Source organism: Agilicoccus flavus (assembly GCF_014857905.1).
Classification (GTDB): domain Bacteria; phylum Actinomycetota; class Actinomycetes; order Actinomycetales; family Dermatophilaceae; genus Agilicoccus; species Agilicoccus flavus.
The window spans coordinates 35,401-62,326 of record NZ_JACYXE010000002.1; the positions used below are offsets into that span (position 1 = coordinate 35,401).

The 26,926-nt window shown below is 74.1% G+C and carries 20 protein-coding genes; 10 read left to right on the forward strand and 10 right to left on the reverse strand.

From position 1 onward, the window contains the following. Positions 1-8: 8 nt before the first annotated feature. Entirely contained in the window at positions 9-644 is a 636-nt protein-coding gene (locus tag ICW24_RS03765; protein ID WP_226344380.1) for a hypothetical protein, read from the reverse strand. A 492-nt stretch (positions 645-1,136) separates the two neighbouring features. Here ICW24_RS03765 and ICW24_RS03770 point away from each other — a divergent pair, with 492 nt between their 5' ends. After that, positions 1,137-3,119: a hypothetical protein gene (locus ICW24_RS03770; RefSeq protein ID WP_226344381.1), complete on the forward strand. Its 1,983-nt coding sequence runs from the start codon at positions 1,137-1,139 to the stop codon at positions 3,117-3,119. Between the two features lie 254 nt (positions 3,120-3,373). On the opposite strand, the gene ICW24_RS03775 is transcribed toward ICW24_RS03770, so the two are convergent. The 9 genes from ICW24_RS03775 to ICW24_RS03810 all read right to left on the reverse strand — a co-directional run bounded on the left by ICW24_RS03775 (position 3,374) and on the right by ICW24_RS03810 (position 13,551). Further along, complete coding sequence (locus ICW24_RS03775; RefSeq protein ID WP_226344382.1) at positions 3,374-4,441, reverse strand: N-acetylmuramoyl-L-alanine amidase; 1,068 nt, start codon at positions 4,439-4,441, stop codon at positions 3,374-3,376. A gap of 3 nt (positions 4,442-4,444) precedes the next feature. After that, positions 4,445-4,681, reverse strand: coding sequence for a hypothetical protein (locus ICW24_RS03780; RefSeq protein WP_226344383.1), 237 nt, complete (start codon positions 4,679-4,681; stop codon positions 4,445-4,447). A 568-nt stretch (positions 4,682-5,249) separates the two neighbouring features. After that, entirely contained in the window at positions 5,250-5,690 is a 441-nt protein-coding gene (locus tag ICW24_RS03785; protein ID WP_226344384.1) for a hypothetical protein, read from the reverse strand. A gap of 614 nt (positions 5,691-6,304) precedes the next feature. Then, the gene (locus ICW24_RS03790; protein ID WP_226344385.1) at positions 6,305-8,185 is read right to left on the reverse strand and encodes a cell wall-binding repeat-containing protein; all 1,881 of its coding nucleotides are present in this window, start codon (positions 8,183-8,185) and stop codon (positions 6,305-6,307) included. Positions 8,186-8,721: 536 nt separating this feature from the next. Then, positions 8,722-9,036 carry an excalibur calcium-binding domain-containing protein gene (locus ICW24_RS03795; protein WP_226344386.1) on the reverse strand — a complete coding sequence of 105 codons (315 nt, stop codon included), beginning with the start codon at positions 9,034-9,036 and terminating at the stop codon, positions 8,722-8,724. Positions 9,037-9,178: 142 nt separating this feature from the next. Beyond that, on the reverse strand, positions 9,179-9,970 hold the full coding sequence (locus tag ICW24_RS03800) for a hypothetical protein (protein ID WP_226344387.1): 792 nt from the start codon (positions 9,968-9,970) through the stop codon (positions 9,179-9,181). 395 nt (positions 9,971-10,365) lie between these two features. Further along, positions 10,366-10,488, reverse strand: a complete 123-nt coding sequence (locus ICW24_RS19170) for a hypothetical protein (protein ID WP_264176177.1) — start codon at positions 10,486-10,488, stop codon at positions 10,366-10,368. Between the two features lie 345 nt (positions 10,489-10,833). After that, a complete protein-coding gene (gene cls, locus ICW24_RS03805) occupies positions 10,834-12,306 on the reverse strand; it encodes a cardiolipin synthase (protein ID WP_226344388.1) in 1,473 nt (490 codons plus the stop codon). A gap of 225 nt (positions 12,307-12,531) precedes the next feature. Beyond that, positions 12,532-13,551 (reverse strand): hypothetical protein, encoded by a 1,020-nt coding sequence (locus ICW24_RS03810; RefSeq protein ID WP_226344389.1) that lies wholly within the window; start codon positions 13,549-13,551, stop codon positions 12,532-12,534. 1,250 nt (positions 13,552-14,801) lie between these two features. Here ICW24_RS03810 and ICW24_RS03815 point away from each other — a divergent pair. From ICW24_RS03815 to ICW24_RS03855, 9 genes are all read left to right on the forward strand, one after another. Then, the gene (locus ICW24_RS03815; protein ID WP_226344762.1) at positions 14,802-15,866 is read left to right on the forward strand and encodes an LLM class F420-dependent oxidoreductase; all 1,065 of its coding nucleotides are present in this window, start codon (positions 14,802-14,804) and stop codon (positions 15,864-15,866) included. Positions 15,867-15,888: 22 nt separating this feature from the next. Beyond that, positions 15,889-17,046, forward strand: coding sequence for an acyl-CoA dehydrogenase family protein (locus ICW24_RS03820; RefSeq protein ID WP_226344390.1), 1,158 nt, complete (start codon positions 15,889-15,891; stop codon positions 17,044-17,046). A 96-nt stretch (positions 17,047-17,142) separates the two neighbouring features. Continuing rightward, complete coding sequence (locus tag ICW24_RS03825; protein WP_226344391.1) at positions 17,143-18,660, forward strand: LCP family protein; 1,518 nt, start codon at positions 17,143-17,145, stop codon at positions 18,658-18,660. Between the two features lie 110 nt (positions 18,661-18,770). Then, entirely contained in the window at positions 18,771-19,775 is a 1,005-nt protein-coding gene (locus ICW24_RS03830; protein WP_226344763.1) for a glycosyltransferase family 2 protein, read from the forward strand. After that, on the forward strand, positions 19,772-21,034 hold the full coding sequence (locus tag ICW24_RS03835) for a glycosyltransferase (protein ID WP_226344392.1): 1,263 nt from the start codon (positions 19,772-19,774) through the stop codon (positions 21,032-21,034). The genes ICW24_RS03830 and ICW24_RS03835 overlap by 4 nt, the downstream gene beginning before the upstream one ends. A gap of 163 nt (positions 21,035-21,197) precedes the next feature. Further along, positions 21,198-22,100 (forward strand): ABC transporter permease, encoded by a 903-nt coding sequence (locus ICW24_RS03840; RefSeq protein ID WP_226344393.1) that lies wholly within the window; start codon positions 21,198-21,200, stop codon positions 22,098-22,100. Then, positions 22,078-23,079, forward strand: coding sequence for an ABC transporter ATP-binding protein (locus tag ICW24_RS03845; RefSeq protein ID WP_226344394.1), 1,002 nt, complete (start codon positions 22,078-22,080; stop codon positions 23,077-23,079). The genes ICW24_RS03840 and ICW24_RS03845 overlap by 23 nt, the downstream gene beginning before the upstream one ends. Positions 23,080-23,083: 4 nt before the next feature. Beyond that, complete coding sequence (locus ICW24_RS03850; protein WP_226344395.1) at positions 23,084-24,358, forward strand: glycosyltransferase; 1,275 nt, start codon at positions 23,084-23,086, stop codon at positions 24,356-24,358. Continuing rightward, positions 24,355-26,847, forward strand: a complete 2,493-nt coding sequence (locus ICW24_RS03855) for a glycosyltransferase (RefSeq protein WP_226344396.1) — start codon at positions 24,355-24,357, stop codon at positions 26,845-26,847. The genes ICW24_RS03850 and ICW24_RS03855 overlap by 4 nt, the downstream gene beginning before the upstream one ends. Positions 26,848-26,926 lie beyond the last annotated feature (79 nt).

A 26,926-nucleotide genomic window follows, 5' to 3' on the forward strand; every position in this document is an offset into this window, starting at 1 on the left:
GTGGGCGCTCACCGGTACAGGCGGACGGCGGCGTTGCGGCCGCCGCGGCACTCGACGACCTCCGACGAGCGGCGCTCGCACCGGAGGAAGATGTCCCGGCCGGTCGCCGGGCTGTAGACGCTGAGGTTCGTCGAGCCGCCCTGCGCGCCGGAGTCGTTGTACGCCCGGCGGACCCGGTCGGCGAATCCGACCGACATCGTCGACGTGAGCTCGGAGTAGTACGGGAACGGCGACCACGCCCCGGCGCCCGAGTCGGAACCGGACGCGTCCCCGGGGGCGACGGTGACGGTGCGGGTCACGACCCCCGGACCGGTCGGCGGCACCGCGAGCGCCCCTCCCGTGGCGACCGCCCCCGTCGGGGCGGGCGTCGCCGTGGCCGCCGAGGCCTCGGGCGGCCGGGGCGCGGCCGGGGTCGTGGCCACGGCGGTCGGTGCGGTCGTCGGGGTGGCGGACACGAGCGCGTCGCCCTGGGAGCGCGCCAGGAAAAACCCACCGGCGGCGAGGCCGAGGACGGCGACGGCGGCGACGATGGCCGTCACCACCTTCTTCCCGTTCCCGGCCGGCGCGGCGTAGGCCTCGGACTCGGAGTACGTGGGCGCCGCGTAGGCGGGCGGCGGCCCCGGATGTTCGGGCGTGATCCCCACCGGCCGGGTGGGCGCCGACGCCGGAGCGCCCGCTCCGCACGATCCGCAGAACGCATCCTCCGCGCCCCGCGGCGCTCCGCAACTGTGGCATCCCTGCGACATGACGTTCTCCGTGATCGTTTCGGCGGGGAAGGTCGCCGTCGTGAGTGCGACGTCGGAAGGAAGGGCTTCGACCGACCCATCGACCCGCGGACCAGGGGCTTGAGACATTCCGCGGGGCCACCGTGGGCGCGGGTGTGCCGGTGAGGAGCTCGGCTCGGGGGGGTACGCCACTCGGCCCGAGAGCCGACGCCTTTGCGAATGAGGTAGATCGGACGACTTTCTCCACCTTCGAATGTCCCTGCCGATATGGCCGATGAACGGGGAGTCGTCCGAGAACCGGGCCGCGCACCGCTCGCCGCACGCGCATTCCCCTCGGTGCGTGCGTCAATCTGCGATCGGTTCATCCCGGCCGGTTCGCGCTCATGCACCACCGGACCCCGTGAGGGAAACATGACCACCTGTTCCTGCGGCAACGCCCTGGCGCCCGGCGTCCGCTTCTGCACCTCGTGCGGGCAGCCCGTCGCGGCCGCGGCGCCGACAGCTCACATCGCGGATGCCGTCGTCGCCCAGGCCGACACCGCCTCCGCCGTCGCTCAGGCGACCGCTCCCGCCCCGGTCGCCGCGGCGGCCGGCTCGGCCGCACCCGGCGGCGCCACCGCCGTCGTCCCGCCGCCGGCGTCGTCGCCGCCTGCCGCGCCGTCCTACCCCGTGCCCCCGGCCGGCCCGGCCGGCCCGGCGGGCCCGGACGCCGGCCACGCCCGGCTCGCCGAGACGCCCGGCGCTCCCACCGAGCCCGCTGCGTGGGGCGCCGCGCCGGAGGCGTCGACGACCTCGAGCCCGTACCCGGAGCCCGTTCCCGCCGCTCCGCACCGCTACGACGCGCAAGCGCTGTCGTCGGCGGCCGAGCGGGCCCGCACGGGCGTGGCCGCGTCGGTCCAGCGGATCCCGCTGCCGCAGGAGCAGGTCGTGCGCGCGCTGCGCGACGGAGCCCTGCTCGCGCTGGGGTCGTGGATCGTCTGTGCCGTCCTCCTCCTGCTCGTGGACCTCTTCGACGAGCCCAACCCGCGCCCGCTCATGTGGGCACGCGGCGGAGTCCTCGTCCTGGCGCTCGCGCTGCGGGCACCCATGGGGGTCACCGGAACGGTCCAGGACCAGGAGCAACTCGGTCGGATCCTCGACTCCTTCAACATCGACGCGGTCGGGAACGCCGGGGTCAGCGTCACCGCCATGTCCTTCACCCTGACGCTGGCCGTCGCCGCAGCGACCGTGGCCGTCGCCCGTCGTGCCAACCGGTTCTCGTCGTCCAACACGCGCCGGGACCGGGCGATCCGGGCTGTTCTCGTCGGTCTGGCGTTCGGTGTCGTGGCGGCCGTCCTCGCTCTCGTGCTGCGGGGTGAGGTCACCGGCACCGCCACCCTCAGCATCGGAGCCGACGCGGGCTGGATGTTGATCTGCGGCGCCGTACTGGTCGCCGTCGCCGCGTTCGTCGGCCTGGGCGTCGAGGCGCGGGCCGGAGTCGGTCTGCCGAGCACCTGGCAGCGGGACGTTCGCGCCGCGCGGGACTTCGTCGTGGCGGGACTGGGCGCGAGCGCGCTGGTGCTGCTCGGCTACACGATCCACGAGATGTCACAGCGGCGGAACGAGCCGTGGGCCCCCGCGGTGACGCAGGCGGCGACCACCGAGGGAGCCGGACCGGGTGCTCTCGCGCTCGCCGTCGTGCTGTTCGTGCTCTTCGTACCGACGCTCGTCGTCGTCGCGGCGGGGGTCCTCATGGGGGCGTCGGTGACCGGGTCGGCCGTCGCGACATGGTCGGGCGCAGAGAACGAGCAACCCCTGCTGGACGTCGACCGTCGGATGGGCATCGTCGAGGGGACGGTGCCGGGCTCGATGATCTTCGCGGCCCTCGCGGTCGCCCTCCTCGTGGTCGCGTTCGTCGCCGTCAGGTCTGGAGTGCGGGCGCCCGCGGGCGCCCGCGCGCGGTGGTGGCAGCCGGCGCTCGTCGCCGCCGGCGGGTGGGCGCTGCTGGCCTGGCTCGCCTCGATGCGACTGGACGCCGACGCCACCGTCAGTGAGGCGGACGGTGCCGGCGGACTGAACAGTGTCATCCAGATGTTGGCCGGCGGGGAATCGGGCGGATCCGTCACCGCGGACGCCGGGGCCGGCCTGGGTCTCGCGGTCCTCGGCGCGGCGCTCGCGGCGGCCCTGTGGACGGCCGTGGCGGCCTGGATCGGGCCGATGGTCGTCGGCGCGGTCGCCCGGTCGGCGCCCAAGGTGGTCGCCGTCGTCGGCGGCCGTCACATGGACGACTCCTGGCGGGTCCTGCTCGCCGACGCGATGCTGCGCCGCGGCCAGCAGCCGCCGCGCCACCTGGCTCCCGTCGCCGCCGGCCTGCGGGAGGGGCGTATCGCCCCGCCGCAGCACCCACTCGTCTGACCGGGCTCGGAGTACACAGAGCCGCCCCCGGCGTCGTGTCGGGGGCGGCTCTGTCGTCGTGCAGGAATCGAGGTGGGCTGGTCGATGAGCCGATCCCGGATGGGTGCGTCGCCGATCACCTTGCCGCTACGTCGTCGCTCAGGCGCGCTCCGGCGGGCTCCGTTCCGGCCGCAGGGCGTCTGTGACGTCTCTGAGACATCATGCGCGAGACGCGCGGATGACGCAGGCGCGCGCTTCCTCATCCGCGCGAGACATCACCGATCGCGGCGTACCAGGTGGGCGGCGAGGACGGCGCCTCCCCCGAGGCCGAGCACCCCGAGCACCGGCAGGGCGTCCCCGGGGGAGACACCCTCGTCGGTCGATCCTGCGGCCGCGACCACCTGGGTCGTCGAGGTGGGCGATGACGAGGTGGGCGACACCGACGTCCGCGATGTGGCCGGAGTCGAGGCCGAGGGCGTCGCCGATGCGGTCGTGGTCGGCGCGCCGGAGGCCCCGCGAGATGCCGTGGCCGACGGAACGGCACTCGGCGCGGCCTGGGTCGGCGGACCGGAGGCGACCTGTCCGCGACCTGCCGCAGCGACCACGGCTCGGGCCTGCGGCAGGAGCCGGGAGCGGACGAGCGGGTACAGAGCGTCCCCGGGGCACTCGGTCAGGGACATGTCGCGGTGCGCGGCGATCGGGTCGGTCGCCACGCGTGCTCCACGCGGCCAGCGGTTGGAACCACGCGAGACGAACGCGACCCGACGCCGCGGGGTCAGGTCGATCGAGTAGCGCCCGGCCAGCCACCCCAGCAGGGCCGCCATCGCGGCCATGGCCTGCGGCGTGGGTGGGACGCCCGTGTGGTCGCCGACGAAGCAGCACAGCTGCGCGAAACCCTGGCTCCCGCCGGTGGCGTCGCCGCGGACGGGCCCGGCGAGGCTGCCGGCGCGTCCTTCCCAGATGCCGCCGAAGGGGTCGACGAGAAAGTTGTAGGCGAGGTCGGGCCAGCCCTTCTCGCCGGTGTGGAAGTCGTACATCTGGCGCAGACGCGCCGGGACCGCCGCCGGTCGATCCGGGGTCGGCGTCTGGGTGTGGTGGACGAGGAGGAACCGCACGTCCTCCCGCCCGGCTCGCGCCGTGGGGGGCCGGTTGTCAGCCCACTCCGCGCGGGGATGGATCCGAGGTCGCGCGACGTCGGGGCCGGCGTGCGCGACCGCGAACGGGGTCGCTGCGAACGGCACCGCGAGCGCCCCCGCGAGCAGAACGGTGCGGCGACGCACCGGGGCGTCGAGCAGCTCGACGGCGTGGCTGGAGGGCGGCGACGCGGTGGAGGGGTCACACACCGTTCAGCCGATCCGCCGCGGGTAGCAGGCGCCGCCGACGCTCCGACTGTGGCTCGAACACCAGGCGGTGGCGGCGGACTTCGACGAGAAGTACGTGTCATGGACGACGGCCCAGTAGCCGGAGTTCAGCCCCGGGGTGGTGCTGCTGTCGAGGACCGAGGCGCTGCCGATGCGGGCCGCCGTGGCATTCGCCGACGCGAGTGAGTACGTCGACTTCGGCAGCGATTCGAGGACGAGCACATAGGAACCGTAGGGCAGGTCGGTTCGTGGGGCGGCAGGCGCGCTGTCTCCGTTGCGTGGCTCGGGGGCGCGGGTGACGGTGACGGTCTGGCCCGGCCCGGTCGGCGGTGCCGCGAGGAGGCCGCCTGGGACGGGCGCGGTCGACGTCGCGACAGGGGCCGTCGCCGGCGTCTCGGCCGGCCTGGGGGCCGTGGGTGTGGCCGCGGCCGAGGCGGCGGCCTGCGAGGTCGCGGCGGGCGTGGCCGCGACCGGTGCCGCGGCCTGCGTCTCACCTCGACCGAGCGCGAGCCACCCGATGAGGCACGCGGCGCCGACCGCGACCAGAGCCGCCGCGACGATCCACCCGACCGTCGACCTCCGCGGCGGCGGCGCCTGCGGGTAGCCGGCCTGTGGCCCGGGCGACGGCGTGACCTGCACCCGTTGGTCGTGGCCGCAGGTGCCGCAGAACACGCCCTGGCCGGCTTGCGGCGCGCCGCATCGAACGCACGTGTCCATGTGTTCGCTCTCTTTCGTCGAGGTCGGGATGTGGGCCTGACGGCCTTGAGACGTCGTCAGATCGGTCGAGACATCACAGGCCGCGGGGCCCCATCCCGCGCTGCCACGCGCTCACCGGCACGAAATCGGTCCCGGACCATCTGAAGATGCGGTGGCGGTAGTTCGCCGCGGCACACATGGGGTTGCAGGTGTTCTCGTGATGATTGATCCGGTGCCGACCGTCCTTGCCCACGGGAAGGAGCTCGGAGTTGTACCAGCGGCCCAAGTAGTACCGCTTACCTGGTAACGACGAGAGGTCGGTGAATCCGGTCTCGGTCGGTCGGAAGACGGCGACGCTCGGGTAGCGACCGGGGTCGTATCGGAGGTAGATGTTGCCGGAGGAGTCGCGCTTGGCGCGGGGGTAGAACGTCCAGGCGTAGCCGACCTGCTCGACCCTGCGGACCCAGCGGACCCTCTTGGTGCCGTCGATGGCGGCGGCGACCCCCTGCGTCCTGTCCACCTGCAGCGCAAGCACCAGTCGGACCGCTCCGAACCGTGGATGCCGGACCGTCGTGGTTCCGGTGATCGTGCACGCGCTGCGGCACACGCCGCGGGCACGCAGCCATGCAGCCGTCGGAGTCGGGGGCGCCACGGACCGGCCGGTCTGCGGCGAACTGCTGGTGGCGGTGCCGACGTAGCCGGCGGGCGTTGCGGAGGCGGCGGGCATCATGGGCAGGCCGACGATCGCAACGAGGAAGGCGATGGTCGCGGCCCAGAGCCTGTGACGGTGACGCGTCGATATGTCGGATGGTGGACGTCCACCAGTCCGTGAGGTGATGGGATCGGTGCCATCGGACTGTCGACGTTCCATCGTCTTCTCCCTGAGGTTGCCGGGGTCGGTCGTCCCGGACACCTGACCATTCACCGACCTGATCGACCTTGCTGGGACGCACCTGAGTGCATCCCGGGCGCAACCTGGTTTTCGTCGATCCCGGGGCCTCGGCGGGCCTGAAAGGCGCTCTTTCATGAAAGCGACGACATCGTCGCTTTCATGAAAGAAGGTGGCCCCGTCCGCTGCTGCGTCTGAGCGCAGCGCGGTCTTCGAGGGGCGCACGTCCACGGCTCCGGGCGCCTCGATGCCTCCAGTCGTCACCGGCAGACCGTGGTCGGGTCGATGTCCCCGACGACCGGCCGCCCGCCGATCCGCACGACCCGGCTCAGCGGCAGCGGCGTCAGGGCGGAGACGACGGCCGGGGAGAGGCATTCGCCGGACGTGAGCACGAGCGGGGCCTTCGCCGCGGCGGAGGCGGGAACGCCGACGAGCGCGTCCGGGAACGCGCCCCCGGAGGCGACGTAGACGCTGGTCGCGGTGCCGGACCGACCGGTGACGGCCGCCACCACCGCCGCCGACGTCGCGTAACGGTCGGCGCCCGCCAGGCGTGTGACGCTCGCCCCCGGGAGGAGCTCCCGCACCTGCTGCGCCACCGAGTCCCCGACGACGGCCGGCCCGCCCACGATGACGACCCGCTTGGCCGAGGTCCGGGCGAGCGCGGCGGCGGTGGCCGGGGTGATGGATCGATCGTCGGTGAGCAGCAGCGGCGCGTTTTCCGCCGCCGCGCCCGAGCCGGCCGACAGCGCGTCGGGGAACGCGGTGCCGGCGGCGAGGTAGACGGTCGGGGAACCGGACCACGTGTCGGCGACGCGCGCGGCCGTGGCCCAGCGGTCGGCTCCGGCCACGCGGCTGACCGGGGCGATCTTCGCGAGCGCCGTCTCGACCGTGGCGTCGACGGCGCCCGTCCCGCCGACGACGGTGATGCGCTTCGGCCGCAGGCGCGCCACCTCGGCGAGCACGTCGGCGCGGAGCGAGCGCGTGCCGCTCAGGAGCAGGGGTCCGCCCGCCCGGGCGGCCGCGGGCCCCGCGGCGAGGGCGTCGGGGAAGGTGACGCCGCTCGCGAGCGTCACGCGCTCGACCGGACCCGGGAACGCCTGCCGCGAGACGGCGACGGCGGTCGAGAACCGATCGGCGCCGGCCAGGCGCACCGAGGCCGGAGGCCCGTCGAACCGGAAGGTGAACTCGAAGTGTGGCGATCCGCCGACGAAGGCGCGCCCGTCCGCGGCCACGGCGACGACTCGGACGGCGCCGTCGGCCTCCGGTGAGACCGGCACCGTCGCCGTGTCCCGGCCGCTCTCGAAGGTGACCGGCGCCCCCGCGACGCGCCACGAGTAGTCGGCGCTGCGGGTGAGGGTGAGGGTGTCCTGCAGGCGGCCGGGTTCGTCGCGGCGGACCGGCGTGGCCGGGTCGTCGAGGAACGCCGGCGCGGGGTTGTCGGGGGTGAAGCGGTAGGCCTTGCGCCACGTGGTCGACCCGTCCGGGAACGTCGTGCCGGGGGCGGCGTCGCCGACCACCTCGACGTCGCGCCACGTGAGCGCCTGGGCCTTCACCGCGCCCGCCGCCGCGCCGAGGGTCCACGCGTCGACGAACCGGCGGGTCTCCCCGTCGGCGAACGTGACCGCGACGCCCGCCACGCGCCACGTCACGCCGGGCAGGCGCTCGAGGCGGATGACGTCGTTGCCGGTGCCGCCCATGTCGACCGCGGCGGGGAGGGCGGTCGGCGGCGGGGCGCCCGAGGGGGCGCTCGCGGCGGCGACGACGGTGACCTCGGTCCGCGCGACGACCGCGGCCACCGCGTCCCGGAGCTCGACGACGTACCGGCCCGCGGTGTCCTCCTCCAGCGTGCACGTGAGCGGCGTCGACCCGCCGTCGGTGCGGGGCGCGCGGCACGAGTTCGCCTCGGCCGCGTCGGCGCCGCCGCCTGGGGCGTCGATCGGGGTCAGGGCCGCGGTGTAGAACTCGTTCGGCGCGAGACCGGTCGCGGTGACGGCGAAGTCGTCGCCCGCGACGGGAGCCGCAGACGGGCCCCAGATCACCTCGACGCCGGACGCGGCCTCGGCGGCCGGTGTCGTGGTGAGGCCGGTGGCGACGAGAGCGGCGGCAGCTGCCCCGACGGTGATCCTGCGGCTCGTCCTCATGCTGACCGACCCCTCTCGGCGCGCCACGCCGACCCGACGGCCCACCCGCGGACCCGGGCGGGACAGCGCGACCGTGCGACGGTGCACCGCCGTTCCCATCGGCGGGCGGCCCTTCGTACCAAGACGTCTCGCCGACGCGTCGCGGCAGCGCCCCGCGGAGGGCGCTCGGTCGATGGGCGTCGTGGGACGAGAGCGGCATCGGGCGCGGGCACCTCGGGGTGGCGGCGTCGGGGAGGGCTGCGGTGCCGGTAGCGCTGCGATCCGTCTGGAGCCACAGCCGACCACGGCTCGAGGCGCCCCGGCCGGAACGAGATCGGATGGGGCGCCGACGCGTCGGGATGGGGAGCCGTCGTGAGGGCTGGGAGCCGCCTACCGCCGCGACCGTCAACGGCTCGAGGCGCGCCGGCCTGGACGACCTCGGCGCCGGGCGGGGCACCTCGGGGCGGGAGCCTCGTGAGGGCTGGGAGCCGTCCGCCGCCACGACCGCTCCGGCGTCGAGCGGGTGCAGCGGAGGGGGGCCTCTCGTCCGCCGGAACTCAGAGCTTCTCGCAGGCGATGCCGTCCTTGTCGCGGTCGAGCGTGCGGGGCTGGGCGGCGTACAGCTTGGCGTGGACGAGGTGGGTCGTCACCGGGCGGCCCTTGGTCTTGTCCTTCGCCTTGGGCTTGCCGACGCCGTGCGGGTGCACCTTGTTGAGCGCGGCGCAGTTCTTGTACTTCACGACGCGCACCGTCTTCGTCGCGGCGGGGGCGGCCGCCGCGGACGCGGCCTGGACGGCCGGACCCGAGACGCCGGTGGCGGCGACGAGGGCCACGGCGGGAAGCGCCGACAGCAGGGAGGCGATCCGGATCATGGCGGTTCTCCTTCAGGAGGTGATGCTCGAAGGTGAGCGCCGCACGACGTGCGCGTTCATCCGCCTATCGGCCGCAGCGGGGCGAACGTCCAGCGTTCCGTGAGCTCATCCGCCGGTGAGGTCCGCGCCGGATCGACGTGCCTCACATGTCCGTCTCGGTGCGCACGGCCGCCAGCCCCATCGGGCGTCGGACCGTCTTCTCCCACTGCTCGATGAACTTGCGCTTGTGCCGCTGGGCCGCGGCGGACTGGATGAGGCCCGCCTCGTAGGACTCCGTCGCGGTCGTGCACGGGCGCGGCGTGCGCACGCGGTACGTGGCCCACTCGAGGAAGTTCGCGTCGGCGTACATCGACAGCTCCCACGCCTGGCGCAGGTGGTGCTGCAGGTGTTCGCCGCCGGGGAGGGGCGCGAAGTTCGCGTCGCCCACCTGCTCGAGGAGCCGGCGCCGGCCGTCGTAGACCTCCTCGAGGTCGCGCACCGCGGCGGCGGCCGACCGCCGGCACGTCACCGCCCGCTGCAACGTCGAGCGCTGGGCGGCGCTGCGCGCGAGCAGCTTGTCGATCTCCTTGGCCGCGGCCAGCGACTTCGGGGCGACGGGCCTGACGCTCTGCCGGCCGCCGGTACCCGAGTTCCGCGGGGTCGTCGGAGACGGGGAGGAGCGCGGCGCCGCCGTCGGCGTGGTGCCGCCGTCGCGGATGGGCCACGCGAACGTCAGCAGCGAGGCGACGAGGATCGCCGTCACCGTGACGGTGACCGCGACGAGCCAGGCCGAGCGGACCCGCGCCGACCGCGCCGCCGTCTCGTCGGACAGCCGCATCGGCTGCCGCGGCGCGTACGCCTCGCCCGGCCATCCCCGGGAGGCGGGCGCCTCCCACGTGCGCGGCGGGGTCCACCCGCTCGCCGCAGTCGCCCCGACCGCCCGGGTGGGCTGCATCGGTGGCGCGGGATCCTCGTGACGACGCTCCGCCGACCGGTCAGACCGATCGCCGGGGGCGCCGGCGTCGGGAACGGGGTCGGACCGCTCGGCCGAGGGCGGTCCTCCCGTGTCGGGGCGGGCTCCGTCGTCGTGCTCGGGCTCGGGCCGGTAGGCGGGGACAGCGCCCGTCTCGGCCTGGCCCCACCCGTCGTCGACGGGCCCGGGCCGGTCACCCGACGAGAGCGACGCGGGGTCGGTCCACTCGTGCGGACGGCCGCCCCCGGCGCCGGTCTCGGCCTCGGCCCACGCACGGTCCGCGCCGACGGGCCCGTCCGACGACGTGGCGAGACGGACGCCGCAGTTCCCGCAGAACCGTTGACGTCCGTTGACCGCACCGCACGCGTCGCACCGTGTCACGGGCGGCTCGCCGCGGGGTCGACCGACGCCGAACGCACCGGTGGCGCGGGGGAGAGGGAGTCGTTCGCGGGCAGCGCTGCGTCCTGCCCGGCACCGAGCTGCCGACGGCCGACGCGCATGATCCCGCTCCTTTCGACGATCGAAACCACCCTGTCACGCACCCGCTGCCCCACACAGGCCCCCGAGGTTGCGAACCGGACACGGTGGACACGGGGGCGGCCGGCCGCGCTCACCGCGGCTCGCACTCGCCTGCGTCCGCTGCTCAGAGCTCACTGTCGCGCTCACTGCGGCTCGCGCTCGCCTGCGTTCGCCGCTCGTGTTGTCTGTCGCGCTCACTGCGGCTCGCAAGCTCGCCTCCGTTCGCCGCTCGTGCTTGTGGTCGCGCTCACTGCGGCTCGCACGCTCGCCTACGTTCGCCGCTCGAGCTGCCCAGCCCCTGGGCAGGGTTCAGCGGGCGCCGGCCCTCACTGCAGGGCGGAGGTCAGCCGCATCGCGTTGTCGACGTACCGCCGCAGCCACGAGCGCTGGTTCCACTCGTGCTGGGTGAGGAGCACGCAGCGGTCGCGGTAGCCGTCGATGAGGCGGCCGAGGTCGTCGACCATGTTCCCGCCGAACCCCATGAGGCTGATCTCGAAGTTGAGGCCGAAGCTGCGCATGTCCATGTTGCTCGACCCGACGACGCCGACCTCGTCGTCGACGACGAAGCACTTCGTGTGCAGCACGGCGGGCTTGGGGAGGCGGTAGATGCGCACGCCGGCGTCGAGCAGCGCCTGGTAGTACGACGACTGCGCGTGGTCGACCATGAACTGGTCGGCCTGCTCGCTGACGAACAGCTCGACGCTCACCCCGCGGTAGGCGGCCGTCGTCACGGCGGCGAGGATCGACTCGTCCGGGACGAAGTACGGGCTGACGAGGCTCAGCCGGCGCTGCGCGCGATAGACGAGCGAGGTGAACAGCCGCAGGTTCGGTTCCGTCGTGAACCCCGGCCCCGACGGCACGACCTGGAACACGTTGCCCTTCCCGCCGACCGGCGTCTGCGGCGTGGCGTGGAAGTACCGGTCGCGGGAGAGTCGCTCGCCGGACTCCGTGTACCAGTCGACGGCGAACACCGCCTCGAGCGCGGCGACGACCGGGCCCGACAGCTCGATCATCACGTCGTTCCAGCGCCGGCCGCTGCGCTGGTTGGCCCGCGTGAGGTAGGCGGCCTCGATCATGTTCTGCGACCCCATGAACCCAACCTCCCCGTCGACGACGAGGAGCTTGCGGTGGTTGCGCAGGTCGACCCGGCGGAACCGACCCCGCCACGGCTGGATCGGGAGCATGTAGTGCCAGTCGATGCCGGCCGCCGTCAGCCGGCGGCCCAGCTTCGCGAACCCCCGGTACTTGATCGACCCGATGTGGTCGAAGAGGAACCGCACCTCCACGCCGCGCGCCCGCGCCCGCTCCAGGGCGCGGAAGAAGACGTCGGTCGTTTCGTCCCAGGCAGCGATGTAGATCTCCGCGTGCACGTAGTCCTGCGCCCGGTCGACCGCCGCCGCCATCGCCGCGATGGACTCCTCGTAGTCGCTGTGCAGGCCGTGGTTGTCGCCGGTGACGCACGGCATCGACGTGAGGTGTCGGTTGAGGGTCGGGATCGTCGCGAACCGCGGCGGCGGCTCGATCCCGGCCGGGATGTCGGGCAGGTGCGAGAGGCCCTCGTCGAGCGTCGCGTTCGCCTCCGCCTGGATCTCGTGGCGGCGCCGGTTGACGTACGGGCTACCGAGCAGGAGGAACAGCGGCAGCCCCACGATCGGCACGAGGAGGATGAGCAGGAGCCACGCCGTCGACGACGACGGGCGGCGGTTCTCGGGCACGACCCCCACGGCCACGATCTTGATGACGTAGTCCAGGACGAGCAGCGACGTCTGGACCGTCTGCAGGAGCGTGGAGTCGGCCATGGGCTCATCCTGCCCGGCGCGCACCCGCCCCACCGCGCCCCGCCCACGAGTCGCACCATCCGCACCGCGCCCCGCTGACACGAGTCGCGCTCACCGCGCCCCCGCTGACCGAGTCGCGCTCACCGCGCCCCCGCTGACACGAGTCGCGCTCACCGCGCCCCGCTGACCGAGTCGCACCCACCACGCCCCGCTGACACGAGCCGCGCCATCCGCACCGCGCCCCGCTTACGCGAGTCGCGCGTGCAGCGCCGCCTCCGCCTCGAGGTTGCGGCGCCGCAGGTCGACGGCCTCGGTGAGGCGCAGCAGCAGCTGTGCCCGGTCGGCGACGACGTCGTCGTAGACGACGCTGAGGACGAGCCACCCGAGGCAGGTGAGCCGGACGTACCGGCGACTGTCGCGGCGCCGCTGTGCCGGCGTCGAGTGCCACGCGTGGCTGTCGGCCTCGATCACGATGCGCAGCGCCGGATCGGCGAGGTCCACGCGGACGTCGAACCGACCCGGTGCGCCCACGTCGCCGTCGGTGATCCGGTACTGCGGCACGACGTCCAGCCCGGGGACGTCCAGTGCCGCGGCGCGGACGGCCGACTCGAAGGGACCCGCCGCCAGGGGAGAGGCGGCGCCTGCGACTCGTCGGGCCCGACGGCAGCCCGGGCCCCGGCCGAGGTCGGCCGCCTCGCGGAGCTCCGCCGCGCCCACGAGCCCGGATCGCAGCGCCGAATCGGCGACGGCCAGGGCCTCCGGCCACGGCGCAGTCCGCGCCACGTCGAGCACCGTCTCGAGCGGGGTCGTGATGTCGCGGGGGAGGCCGGAGTCCGTCGCGCGTCGATGGACGACGAGCCCTCGCCCCTGCCGAGCGCTTACACGGCGGCCCTCGACCACGGTCACGTGGACGGCGTCGGGCTCCACGAGTAGCGGCCACCCCCAGACGCGGGCCGCCGACAGGTGCGACAGCGTCCCACCCGCCCGGACCGTCGCCTGGAGATCCGCCCCGGCGAGGTCGGGGCGCGACTCCGGGTCCGTCGCCGCGGGCTGCCCGGGGCCGGCGCCCGGCGGTATCCGTTCGGTGGCGGCGTCGCCGGCGAGGACGTACCACCCGCGCCGGGGTGAACTGAGGACGCCGTCCCGCACCGCCCGGCGCAACAGGTGCGGAGAGGCGGCGGCGCTGAGGGTGCGCGCGTGGGCGATGCCGCCGCAACGGACGACGGTCGCGACGAGCTGGTCGAGTTCATGGCGGGGGCGAGGCATTCGGCCACGGTGCGCCCGGGGCGCGCGGGGCACGGTCCGTCGTCCCCAGCCGGGCCCGCCGCGGGCCGTCGCGCCCGCCCGGACGACCGCCGGTGGTCTACGCCACAGGGGAACCGCGACCCGGCCGAGCGGAGTTTTCACGCGAACTGCACTGCCTTTGGAGGTGCCGTTTTCATCGTCGCTGGTCAGGGGGTCGGTCCCGACGCCGGAGCGCCATTGGCAGTGCAGTTGTCGTGAAAACTCGGCCGACGTCGGCCGGGCACGAGGTCCGCGTGCGCGGGAGGCGCAGCCGTGCGCGCCGGCCGCCTGTCACGAGGCAGCGCGTGGGAGGGGCGCCCGAACGCGCCGAGCTACCCGCCATGAGGCGGCGCGCGGGAGGGGCGGCCGTGGGTACCGAGCTGGCCGCCATGAGGTGGCGCGTGGGAGGGGAGGCCGTGCGTGCCGAGCTGGCCGCCATGAGGCGGCGCGTGGGAGGGGCGGCCGTGGGCGGGGGTGCCGCCACGACGCTGACCGCCGCGGGCCGTCGCGCCCGCCCGGACGACCGCCGGTGGTCGACGCCACAGGCGGACCGCGACCCGGCCGGGCGGAGTTTTCACGCGAACTGCACTGCCTTTGGAGGTGCCGTTTTCATCGTCGCTGGTCAGGGGGTCGGGCCCGACGCCGGAGCGCCATCGGCAGTGCAGTTGTCGTGAACACTCGGTCGTCGTCGTCGGCCGGGCACGAGGCCCGCGGGCGCGGAGGCGCAGCCGTGCGCGCCGAGGTGCCCGCCACGAGGCGGCGCGCGGCAGAGGCGGCCTTGCGTCGGGGTGCCGCCACGACGCTGACCGGCGTGGGCCGTCGCGCCCGCCCGGGCGACCGCCGGTGGTCGACGCGAGCCGGTCCCACAGGGGACCACGAGCCGGTGCCACAGGCGGACCGCGGCCCGGCCGGGCGGAGTTTTCACGCGAACTGCACTGCCAATGGAGGGGCCGTTTTCATCGTCGCTGGTCAGGGGGTCGGCCCCGACTCGGAGCGCCATTGGCAGTGCAGTTGTCGTGAAAACTCGGCCGACGTCGGACCGGTTGCGCCGCCGCGTGCGCGGGAGGCGCAGCGGTGCGCGCCGAGGTGCCCGCCACGAGGCGGTGCGCGGGAGGGGCGGCCCTGCCCGCCCGACACGCCGGGATCGCGGCTGCGGCGCCGGGCGCGCGGAAGAGGCCCTTGGGGGAGGGCGCGGTGACAGGATGGACGCACTCGAGGAGCGGGAGGCGACGATGCGTTTCGGACTGTTCGTGCCGCAGGGATGGCGGATGGACCTGGCGGGGATCGATCCCGCCCAGCACTGGGGCGTCATGGCGGGGCTCGCCCGGCGCGCCGACGCCGACGAGCACTGGGAATCGGTGTGGGTCTACGACCACATGCACACGGTGCCCGTCCCCTCCACCGAGGCGACCCACGAGGCGTGGACCCTCATGTCGGCGCTCGCGGCGGTGACCGGCCGGGTCCGGCTGGGGCAGATGTGCACGTGCATGGGCTACCGCAACCCGGCGCACCTCGCGAAGATCGCCGCGACCGTCGACGTGATCTCCGAGGGGCGCGTCGAGATGGGCATCGGCGCCGGCTGGTACGAGGACGAGTGGCGCGCCTACGGGTACGGCTTCCCCCGCGCCGGCGAACGCATCTCGATGCTCGGCGAGGGGGTGCGGATCTTCCGGGACATGTGGACCCGCGGCGAGGCCACCCTGCACGGCAGGCACTACGACGTCGACGGCGCGATCTGCGCGCCCCGGCCGCTGCAGGGCACGTCGGTACCCGGGTCGCCGCGCAACGGGATCCCGCTGTGGATCGCCGGCGGCGGTGAGCGGAAGACCCTGCGCCTCGCCGCGGAGTTCGCGGACTACACGAACTTCGACGGCACCCCCGAGGTCTTCGCCCACAAGAGCGAGGTCCTCGCGGGTCACTGCGCCGACGTGGGCCGCGACCCTGCCGAGATCGTCCGGACGGCGGACTACAACGTCGTCATCGGGCGGGACGAGGCCGAGGTCGCCGACCGTCTCGCCTGGTACGGCGACCACCTCCGCGGCGTCGGCGTGCCCGAGGCCAAGGTCACCGAGCAGGTCGAGATGCTGCGCACCGGCCCCCTCGTCGGGACGCCGGAACAGGTCGTGGAGGCCCTGCGCTCCCTCGAGCGGATCGGCATGGCGTACGCGATCTGCTACTTCGCCGAGGCCGCGTACGACACCTCCGGTCTCGACCTGTTCGAGAACACCGTCCTGCCCGAGCTCGCCGCCCCGCACGAGCACCACCACCGGTACCACTTCGGCCGGATGCGGCGCTGAATCCGCCCCGTACCCTGAGGGGATGAATCGCGACTTCGACCTGTTTCGCACGTCCGAGGACCACGAGGAGATGCGGGAGGCGTTGCGCGAGATCGCGCGGGAGCGGATCGCACCGCACGCGGCGGCCGTCGACCGGGAAAAGCGCTTCCCCCAGGAGGCGTACGACGCCCTCCGGGCCGCGGACTTCCACGCCCCCCACGTCGATGAGCAGTACGGCGGGGTGGGCGCCGACGCGCTCGCGACGTGCATCGTCATCGAGGAGGTCGCGCGCGCCTGCGCGAGCAGCAGCCTCATCCCGGCGGTCAACAAGCTAGGGTCGATGCCGGTGATCCTCGCCGGCTCCGACGAGCTGAAGCAGACCTACCTGCCGCGGCTCGCCTCCGGCGAGGCGATGTTCTCGTACGGGCTGTCGGAGCGCGAGGCCGGCTCCGACACGGCGTCGATGTCGTGCCGGGCCCGCCGCGACGGCGACGACTGGGTGCTCACCGGCCAGAAGTCGTGGATCTCGAACGCCGGCGTCTCCGAGTTCTACACGGTGCTCGCGGTGACCGACCCCGACGGCGCGCGCGGCCGGAACATCTCGGCGTTCGTCGTCGAGAAGTCCGACGAGGGCTTCACCGTCGGCGAGCCGGAGCGCAAGCTCGGCATCAAGGGCAGCCCCACGTGCGAGCTGCACTTCGACGCCTGCCGCATCCCCGGCGACCGCATGATCGGCGCCGAGGGTGAGGGGCTGAAGATCGCCCTGCGCACCCTCGATCACACGCGCGTGACGATCGGCGCCCAGGCCGTCGGCATCGCCCAGGGCGCCCTCGACTACGCGATCGACTACGTCAAGGAGCGCCGCCAGTTCGGCAAGGCGATCGCGGAGTTCCAGGCGATCCAGTTCATGCTCGCCGACATGGCCATGGCGGTCGAGACGGCCCGCCAGATGGTCTACGTCGCCGCGAGCAAGTCGGAGCGCCACGACGCCGACCTGCCGTTCTTCGGGGCCGCCGCCAAGTGCTACGCCTCCGACGTGGCGATGCAGGTGACGACCGACGCCGTGCAGCTCCTCGGCGGCGCCGGCTACGTCGAGGACCACCCCGTCGAGCGCATGATGCGCGACGCGAAGATCACCCAGATCTACGAGGGCACCAACCAGATCCAGCGCCTCGTCATGGGCCGCACGCTCGTCTCCTGACCCCGCTCCGATCGCCCGTCGCCCGCGGGGCGGCGTGAGCGACACGGGAGGTGACGTCCAGGGTCGTCCAAGGACTCTGGCGGATACTCGACCATCATGAGCAGGTTCAGCGACGCCTCGGATCCGCACGCCGACGGCGACGAGGCGGTGGAGGTCCGGCGGGGTCGGGGGAGCCGGGCCCTGTCGAACCCGGAGGACCTGTCGCCGCGGATGCGGCGCCGCCGCGCCTGGACCCTCGTGCTGCTCACCCTCGTCGCGCCCGGCTCCGCTCAGATCGCCGCGGGCCACCGCCGGCTCGGCGCCGTCGCGATCCGCGTGTGGTTCACGCTGCTCGCGGTGGCCCTCGGCGTCGGCGCGATCTACCTCCTGCGCCGCGCGCTGCTCCTCGGCCTGATGACCAACCCGGTCGTGCTCACGGTCGTCGCCGTCGCGCTCCTCGCGGGCGCGCTGCTGTGGGCCGTCCTCTTCCTCGACGCGTTGCGGCTCGCGCGTCTCGGCTCCGTCGGCCCGCCGGCCAACCGGTGGCTCGCGGCGGTGACGGCCCTGCTCGTCGTCGCGACGTCGGGCACGCTCGCCTTCGCCGCCTCGAACGTCTGGGCGGGGCGCGACGCCGTCACGGGCGTCTTCGGCGGGCACACGGTCCGCGAACCGAGCGACGGCCGCTACAACATCCTCCTCATGGGCGGCGACTCCGGCGCCGACCGCACCGGCACCCGACCCGACACGATCATGCTCGCCAGCGTCGACGCCGACACCGGCCGCACCGTCCTCTTCTCGTTCGCCCGCGACACCGAGAACATCGACTTCCGCCAGGGTTCGACGATGCGTGAGCTCATGCCGGAGGGCTGGAACTGCGGCGACGAGTGCCTGCTCAACGGGCTCTACCAGTGGGCCGTCGAGAACAAGGACCGCTTCCCGGCGGGCAGCGGCGACGTCGGCGCGCTCGCGACCAAGGAGGCCGTGGAGTCCCTGTCGGGGCTCGACATCCAGTACTACGGTCTCGTCGACCTCAAGGGTTTCCAGCGCTTCGTCGACGCCGTCGGCGGGCTCGACATCGACGTGAGGTCGAGGGTGCCGATCGGCGGCGGCACGTCCCCGATCAAGGGGTACATCGAGCCGGGCGAGCAGCACCTCGACGGGTACCACGCCCTCTGGTACGCCCGTTCGCGCGAGGGGTCGAGCAACTACGAGCGCATGACCCGTCAGCGGTGCGTGACCACGGCGATGATGCGCCAGCTCACCCCCGCGAACGTCGTGCTCAAGTTCCGGCAGATCGCCGACGTGTCGGGCAGCGTGCTCAAGACCGACATCCCGGACGGCGACCTCGGCCGCCTCGGTGACCTGGCGCTGCAGGCCAAGTCGCAGAAGATCACCAGCGTCCAGTTCGCCCCACCCCTGATCAAGCCATGGGACTACGATCCCCAGGTGATCCGAGACAAGGTCGAGCAGACGATCGTGGCCTCGCAGAAGGCGCCGAGCACGGGCTCGCCGACCCCGCGACGCTCGGCGACCCCCTCGGCGACCCGCTCCCGCTCGTCGGAGGACACGCCGACGCCGTCGGCCTCCACCGGCGCGGACGCCGACGACATGGAAGCGGTGTGCGCGGCCCTGTGAGCACCTCCCCGACCCCCTCCGCCACGCCCGACCCCGCGCCGGCCGCCGACGCGCCACCGTCGCTGTCGCCGGCGTCGCCACTGTCTGCGACGCCGCCGACGAACCCGGCGCTGCCCTCGGTGAGTGTCGTCATCCCCGTGCTGAACGAGGAGCGGCACCTCGCCGCGGCCGTCGGTCGGGTGCTGGCCCAGGAGTACGGCGGCGACCTCGAGGTCGTCCTCGCGCTCGGCCCGAGCCGCGACCGCACGCACGCCGTCGCCGAGGCGCTCGCCGCCTCCGACCCGCGCGTGCGGTGGGTCGACAACCCGAGCGGCCGCACGCCCGACGCCCTCAACGCCGGCATCGCGGCCGGCCGGCACGACGTCATCGTCCGCGTCGACGGCCACGCCGAGCTGTGCGACGGCTACATCGCGACGGCGGTCGCGGAGCTCGAGCGGGTGGGCGCCGACAACGTGGGCGGCATCATGGACGCGCAGGGGGTCACCGACTTCGAGAAGGCCGTCGCGTGCGCGATGCGCAGCAAGATCGGGGTGGGCAACGCGCGCTTCCACGTCGGTGGTGGCGCCGGCGAGGCCGACACCGTCTACCTCGGCGTGTTCCGCCGCGAGACGCTGACCCGGGTCGGCGGGTACGACACGCACTTCGCGCGGGCGCAGGACTGGGAGCTCAACCACCGCATCCGCTCCGCCGGCGGGAAGGTGTGGTTCACCCCCGAGCTCACCGTCACCTACCGCCCACGCGGCACCCTGCGGGCCCTCGCGCAGCAGTACCTCAACTACGGGCGCTGGCGGCGGGTCGTCGCCGCGCGGCACGAGGGGACGATCAACCTGCGCTACCTCGCCCCGCCCGCGATGGTGGTCGGGACGACGGCCGCCACCCTCCTCGGCCTGGCCTGGCGTCCTGCGCTCGCCGTGCCCGCGGGGTACCTCGCGGCGATCACCCTCGGCGGGATCGCCACGAGCCGCGGGGAGGCGCCGGCCGTGCGGGCCCGGCTACCGCTCGTCCTCGCGACGATGCACTGGAGCTGGGGCATCGGGTTCCTCACGAGCCCCGCGGCGCTGCGCGCGACCGACCCGGCGCCGCAGCCCGGCAGCGACGGTGGAGACCTGACGTGAGGGTGCTCATGCTCGTCGCGACGTCGGTCGCGACCGACGCCCGCGTGCTCAAGCAGGCCCGCACCCTCGCCGACGCCGGGCACAGCGTGCACGTCATCGGCAAGTCGGTGCCGGCCGACTTCGTGCCCGGCCCGGGCATCACCGTGAGCAGCGTGGGCGCGTCGTCGGTGCTGCGCAAGGAGGGCTCGGCGTCGCTGTCGACGCGCCGGCTGCCGCCCCACCTGCGCCTGGCCCGGTGGGCGCTGCTGCCGATGCACCGCAACTCGACGTTCACGCGCTGGGCGCACGGCGCGGTGGAGCAGGCCGCCGGCCTGCCGGCCGACGTCGTCCACGCCCACGACTTCACCGCCCTGCGGGCCGGGCGCGACATCGCCCGGACCAAGGGCGTGCCCTTCGTCTACGACTCGCACGAGCTGTGGTCGGGCCGGGCGCGCCAGTACCGGCCGACGCCGCTGCAGGACCGGCTCGAGGTGCGGGCCGAGCGCGCCCTCGGGTCGGAGGCGGCCGCCGTCATCACCGTCGGCAACGGGGTCGCCGGAGCCCTGGCGGACCTGCACGGCTGGCGCGACATCGCCGTCGTCCGCAACTCCTTCCCCCGGGACGCCGCCGGGGACGCCGCGGCCGCGGGGCCGGCAGCGACGACCGAGACGGCCGGGACGGCCGGGCCGACGCCGTCGGCGGAGCCGGGCGACGCGGACCTGACCGCCGGGGGATCGGCGCCTCGCGGCCTCGTGTACGCCGGTCGGCTCGGTGCGCACCGCGAACTGGAGGTCGTCGCCGCCGCGAGCGGGCCCGCGCAGCGCGAGCTCGGCCTGACGACGACGCTCATGGGCCCCGCCGACGAGACGTGGACCGCGACGTTCGATCCCGGCGCGGCGTCGCTCGTGCCGCCGTGCCCGCCCGACGACGTCGACGACCACCTCCGGGCGGCGGGCCTCGTCCTCGTCACGCTCGCGCCCGGGTGGGAGAACCACCGACTCGCCCTGCCCAACAAGCTCTTCCACGCCGTGCGGGCCGGCGTGCCGGTCGTCGCGACCGACCTCGGCGAGCTCGCCGCCGTCGTGCGCGAGCACGGCATCGGGCGCCTGTACCGCCCCGGCGACCCCGCCGACCTCGTCCGGGCGGTCCGCGAGGCCGTGGCAGACTATCCAGCGCTCCGCGCCGCCGTCGCCGCCGCGCAGCCGGCGCTGACCTGGGACCGGGACGCCGCCGTCCTGCTCGGCGTGTACGAGCGGCTCGCGGCGGAGGGCCGGCGATGACCGGCCCGCATCGCGGTGGACCCGGCCGATCGGGTCGTTCGAGCCGATCGCGCCCACGACGTGTCCGCGTCGGGACGCTGTCGGTGCGCCCCGGTAGCGTGGACGCAGACGCACGAAGGAGCCACATGCCGCCACACACGACAGCAGCGACGGGAGGGCAGCGATGAGCACCGCGACCCCGCGCTCGGAGTCCTCGGCCTCGGCGGCCGACGACTCCTACACCTCCGTCTACCACCTGTACGAACCGCACAAGGTGGGCCTGCCCAAGCTCGGCGTCTACTTCAAGGAGCTCTGGAAGCGGCGCGAGTTCGCCGCCGAGTCGAGCAAGGCGGGCATGCGCGGGGCCAACTCGATGACGTTCTTCGGGCAGGCCTGGCTCGTCATCAACCCGCTGCTCCTCGCGCTCGTGTACTACTTCCTGCTCAACGTCGTCTCGGGCAAGATCGGCCAGGGCTTCGACGCCCAGCAGATGGCCCACATCACCGGCGGGCTCTTCGTCTTCTACTTCTTCCAGGGGGCCGTCGGCACGGGCGCCGGGTCGGTCGTCGGGGCCGGGAAGCTCATCCTCAACACGGCGTTCCCGCGCCTGCTGTTGCCGCTCGCGGCCGTGCGCACCGGGTTCTACCGGTTCCTGCCGACCGTGCCGGTGTACATCGTCTTCCACATCCTCGCCGGCAACCCGTGGAACGTCGCGACCTTCGTCGCGGCCCCGATCTTCCTGCTGTTCATCACGATCTTCGCGGCGGGACTGGCCGCGGTGTTCGCGGCCCTGCAGGTGTACTTCCGCGACACGAGCAGCTTCCTGCCGTACGTCATGCGCATCTGGCTGTACACCTCGCCGGTGCTGTGGACGATCGATGCCCTCCGGGGGCACCGGTTCGCCGAGATCCTCGCGCCGTTCAACCCGCTCTACGCGCTCATCGGCGGGTACGGCGAGGCGCTGCAGCGCGGCGTCTTCCCGTCCCTGAGCGTGTGGCTCATCGCCGCTGCCTGGGCCTTCGGGGCCGCGCTCGTGGGGTTCGGATTCTTCATGTCGAGGGAGCGTGATTTCGCTGTCCGCCTCTGAGCAGGAGCAGACCACCGGGGTGGGCGGGGGCACGGCCGACGAGGCCGCCGCGAAGGCCGCCCCCGCGAAGACCGCCCCCGCCACGCCGGCGCCGACGTCGGGCGACCGCGGGCTCGTCGGGGGCTCGTTCTCCATGAGCTCGAAGCGGCCCAAGCGCGAGGGACCCACCTCCGGCGACGGGGAGTACACGTTCCGCGACAACTCGGGTCGCACCGACCTCGCCGTGAGCGTCCAGCACCTGTCGATCACCTACCGGACGACGTTCGAGCGCGTCCCGACGTTCAAGAACGCCATCGTGCGGGCGGGGCGTGGGGAGCGGGCCCTCATCGAGGTCAACGCCGTCAACGACGTGAGCTTCGACGTCGCCAACGGCACCGCGCTCGGCATCATCGGCAGCAACGGCGCCGGCAAGTCGACGATCATGCGCGCGCTCGCCGGCATCCTGCCGCCCACCAAGGGCCGTATCGAGACGTGGGGTCGGGCCAGCACCCTCCTCGCGCTCGGCGTCGGGTTCAACGCGATGCTCTCGGGCCGCGAGAACGTCATCCTCGGCGGCCTCGCCTCGGGGCTCTCGCGCGCCGAGGTCGAGGAGCGGGCCAACGACGTCGCCGAGTGGGCCGAGCTGGGCGACTACATCGACGCCCCGATGCGCACGTACTCCTCGGGCATGTTCAGCCGCCTCGCGTTCTCGGTGGCCGTGCACATGAAGCCCGACATCCTCATGGTCGACGAGGCCCTCTCGGCCGGCGACGCCGCGTTCCGCGAGAAGGCCCAGGCCAAGATGGACGAGCTGCGCAGCTCGGCGCGGGCCCTCTTCCTCGTCAGCCACGCGCTCGGCAGCGTCAAGGAGATGTGCAGCGACTGCATCTGGCTGCACAAGGGGAAGATCATGATGCACGCCTCGCCCGCCGAGTGCGTCGACGCCTACACCCGCTTCGTCAAGGTCGGCCAGACGCCCGCGACGATGGAAGAGCTGTAGTCCCGTGGCCGCGCCGGTCGACGTCTCGGTCGTGACCTCCGGCCACGACGTCGCCGACGCACGGCTGCACCGCGAGGTCGCGGCCCTGCTCGCCGTCGGGCTCGACGTCGAGGTCCTCGGGCTCGGCGACGCCGCAGACGGCCCGCCCGGCGCGAGCGTGACGACGTGGGACCGGCCGGGAGGCCTGGCCCGGGTGCATCTCGCGGGCCGCATGGCCGCGCGGGCCCGCGGCCGGGTCGTCATGACCCTCGACCCCGACTCCGCGCTCGCCGCCAACGCCGCGGTGCTGGCCAGCGGCCGCGTGCTCGTCGTCGACGTCCACGAGGACTTCGCCAAGCTGCTCTCCGACCGGCCGTGGGCGGGGTCGTACGGCGGGCTCGCCGGTTATGGCGCCCGGCGCCTCGTGTCGGCGTTCACCCAGGTGGCGCGGCGCGCGGCGCTGACGGTCGTCGCCGACGACCACGTGCCCCCGCTGCGGGCGCGCCACCGCCTCGTGCTGCCCAATGAACCGGTCGCCGAGATGCTGCCCGGACCCTCCGAGCCCGACGAGCGACCCCGCGCCCTGTACGTCGGCGACCTGCGGGCCACGCGGGGGCTCTTCGCGATGATCGAGGCCGTGCGCCTCGCTCCGGACTGGGCCCTCGACCTCGTCGGCCCGGTCGCTCCCGCCGACGCCGACCGCCTCGCCGAGGTGCTCGCGGCCCCCGGCCCGGACGGCGCCGCCCCGCTGGGCGAGCGCGTGCGGCTGCTCGGCCGGCTCCCACCCACCCAGGCGTGGGAGTACGCGCGCGGGGCGTGGTGCGGGTTCCTCCTCCTGTCCGACACCCCCGCGTTCCGCGAGGCGATGCCGAGCAAGCTGGGCGAGTACCTCGCGTGCGGGCTCCCGGTCGTCACGACCGACCTGCCGCGGCCCGCGCAGGTCGTGACCGACAGCGGCGCCGGGGCCGTGGTGCCCGCGGGGGCGGCGGCCCGGTCCGGCGCGTCCGCCGGGTCGGCGGCATCCACCCCGGACGCCGTGGTCGGCGCCGCCGCCGCTCACGTGCTGCGGGGGTGGGCCGACGACCGCGCCGCCCTGGCCGTCGTCCGCGACGCGGCCCGCCGCGCGGGGGCGCCCGGCGACGCCGCGGCCTCGCCGTACCGCGCCTTCGCCGCGGCGGTGGCGGAGCTGGCGCACGAGAACGTGCATGGTGAACGGGGGGAGGGCGACGAGGACGACGGGCCCGCCGCCCCGAACGACGAGCAGCACGCCGACGGAACGAGCGAGGGGAGCACCACATGAGCGCAGGACGCGAGGGCGGGAAGCCGGGGGCGGCGCTGCGGACGGGGTTGCGGGCCGTGATCGGGCCCGATTCGCCCGTCCGCCGGAACCTGCCGGAGCCCGTCCGCGACGGCCTGCGCGACGTGCGGCGCCGGATGCCGACGCGCGTGGCCCGGGTCATCGACCGGGCCGCCGGCAAGGAGGTCCCGCCCGCGGTCTCGCGCGCGCTGTTCGAGGCCGGGTCCAAGCGGCCCGTGCCGCCCGCCGAACCGACGCGGCTGTGGATCGCACCCGCGAACTTCGCCGGTCAGGGCCGCCTGTGGGCGCGCTCGGTCGACCGGAACATCGAGGGCGTCGGGGCGCGGTGCATGGCCGTCACCGGCGCGATGCGCTTCGCCGTCGACCAGGAGGTCGATCCCAGCGTCTACCGCGACGCCAAGTGGCAGTACGAGCAGGAGAAGTACGTCCTCGCGAACTACTCCCACGTCCTCGTCGAGGCCGAGCGCCCCGTCTTCGGCACGCTGTACGGACGCACCTGCGCCCCCGAGCTGCCGCGCCTGCGCGCGGCGGGCCTGCAGGTGGGGCTCATCTCGCACGGCTCCGACGTGCGCATCCCCAGCGAGCACGCCGCCCGGTTCCCGCACTCGCCGTTCGACGACCCCGACGACCGCACGACGAAGATCCTCCAGAAGCGGGCCGAGATCAACGCCCGGCTCCTGCGCGAGTTCGACGGACCCGTCTTCGTCTCCACCCCCGACCTGCTCGACTACGTGCCCGGCGCGACCTGGTGCCCGGCCGTCGTCAACCCCACGTACTGGGTGTCGGACTGGCCGCTGCTGCAGCGGCGACGCCCGCGGGTCGTCCACATCCCCAGCAACGGCCGCCTCAAGGGCACCGAGTTCATCGACCCGGTGCTCACGGCGCTCGCCGACGAGGGCCGCATCGAGTACCGCACCCTGCGCGGCCTCGACCACGACGCCGTCCGCCTCGAGTACCAGGAGGCCGACATCGTCGTCGACCAGGTCGTGCTCGGGCTGTACGGCGTCGCCTCGATCGAGGCCATGGCCGCCGGCCGGGTGACGATGGCGTTCCTCGGCGACGCCGTGCGCGACCGCATCCGGTCCGCCGCGGGGCTGGACTGCCCCATCGTCGAGGTGACGCCCGAGACCCTGCGCGAGCAGATCGAGCGCGTCCTCGACGACCGCGACGCCGCGGCGGCCCACGCCGCGCTCGGCCCCGAGTACGTCCGCGCTGTCCACGACGGGCACTTCTCGGCCCAGGCGCTGCAGGCGCTCGTCGGGGGCGAGCTGCGGCCCGCGGAGGAGGTGCCCGGCTGGTCGACGCCCAGCAACCTGCCGATGCGCCCGTCACCGGCCCGCGACGCCGACGTCCGGCTGTGGGTCGGCCCCGCCAACTTCGCCGGTCAGGGCACCGCGTGGGCGCGGGCCGCGGAACGGCACCTGCCCGGCGTGAGCGCGCGGGCCATGGCCCCCGACAACCCTGTGCTCGCGTTCGAGACCGACTACACGGTGGACCGCAAGCACTTCGAGGCCGAGGCGTGGCCGCTGCGCCAAGAGCGGTACCTCACCCAGCTCTACACGCACGTGCTCATCGAGGCCATGCGTCCCGTGACCGGCTACCGGCACGGCCTCAAGCCGACGGGCGAGATCCCGCAGCTGCGCGCGGCGGGCGTGTCCGTCGCGATGATCGCGCACGGCACCGACGTCCGGATCCCGAGCGTGCACCGCACGCTCACCCCGTACTCGGCGTTCCGCGACGAGTACTGGACCGGCGTGCCGAGCATCGAGGTCATGGAGGAGCGCGCCCAGCTCAACGTCGAGCTCATGCGGAACTTCGACGGGCCCCGGTTCGCCTCGACACCCGACCTGCTCGCGTTCGTGCCGGAGGCGACCTGGTGCCCGGTCGTCGTCGACCTCGACCGCTGGCGCGCCGACACCGTGCCGGGGGCGGGCGAGCGGATCGTCGTCGCCCACGCCCCGAGCCACGGGCCGCTCAAGGGTTCGGCGCCGCTCGACGCGACGGTCCGTGAGCTGGAGCGCGAGGGCGTGCTCGAGTACCGGCGCATCGAGAACCTGAACCCGGCCGCCATGCCGGGGGTGTACCGCGACAGCGACGTCGTCCTCGACCAGTTCGTCATCGGCAGCTACGGCGTCGCCGCCGTGGAGGCCATGGCCGCCGGCCGCGTCGTCGTCGGGCACGTCACCGACGACGTCCGCGCGCACGTGAAGGAGACGACCGGGCTCGACCTGCCCGTCGTCGAGGCCACCCTCGACACCGTCGCGGACGTGCTCCGCGGCCTCGTCGCCGACCCCGCCCGGCTCCGTGAGCTCGGCGAGGCCGGGGTCGCCTTCGCCCGCGAGGTCCACGACGGCCGCCGCTCCGCGCAGGTGCTCGGCACCTGGCTCGTCGGCGACGGTGACCACGAGGACAGCGGGGGCGGTAGCGACGACGGCAGCGAGACCGCTGACGCCGCCCGCCCCGAGGGCTGATCCGGGGCGGCGCCCGACGTCACGAACCATTTGGGCCTGGTCGATGGGGACGCGTTCGGGGCGACAGCCCGCTGACCAG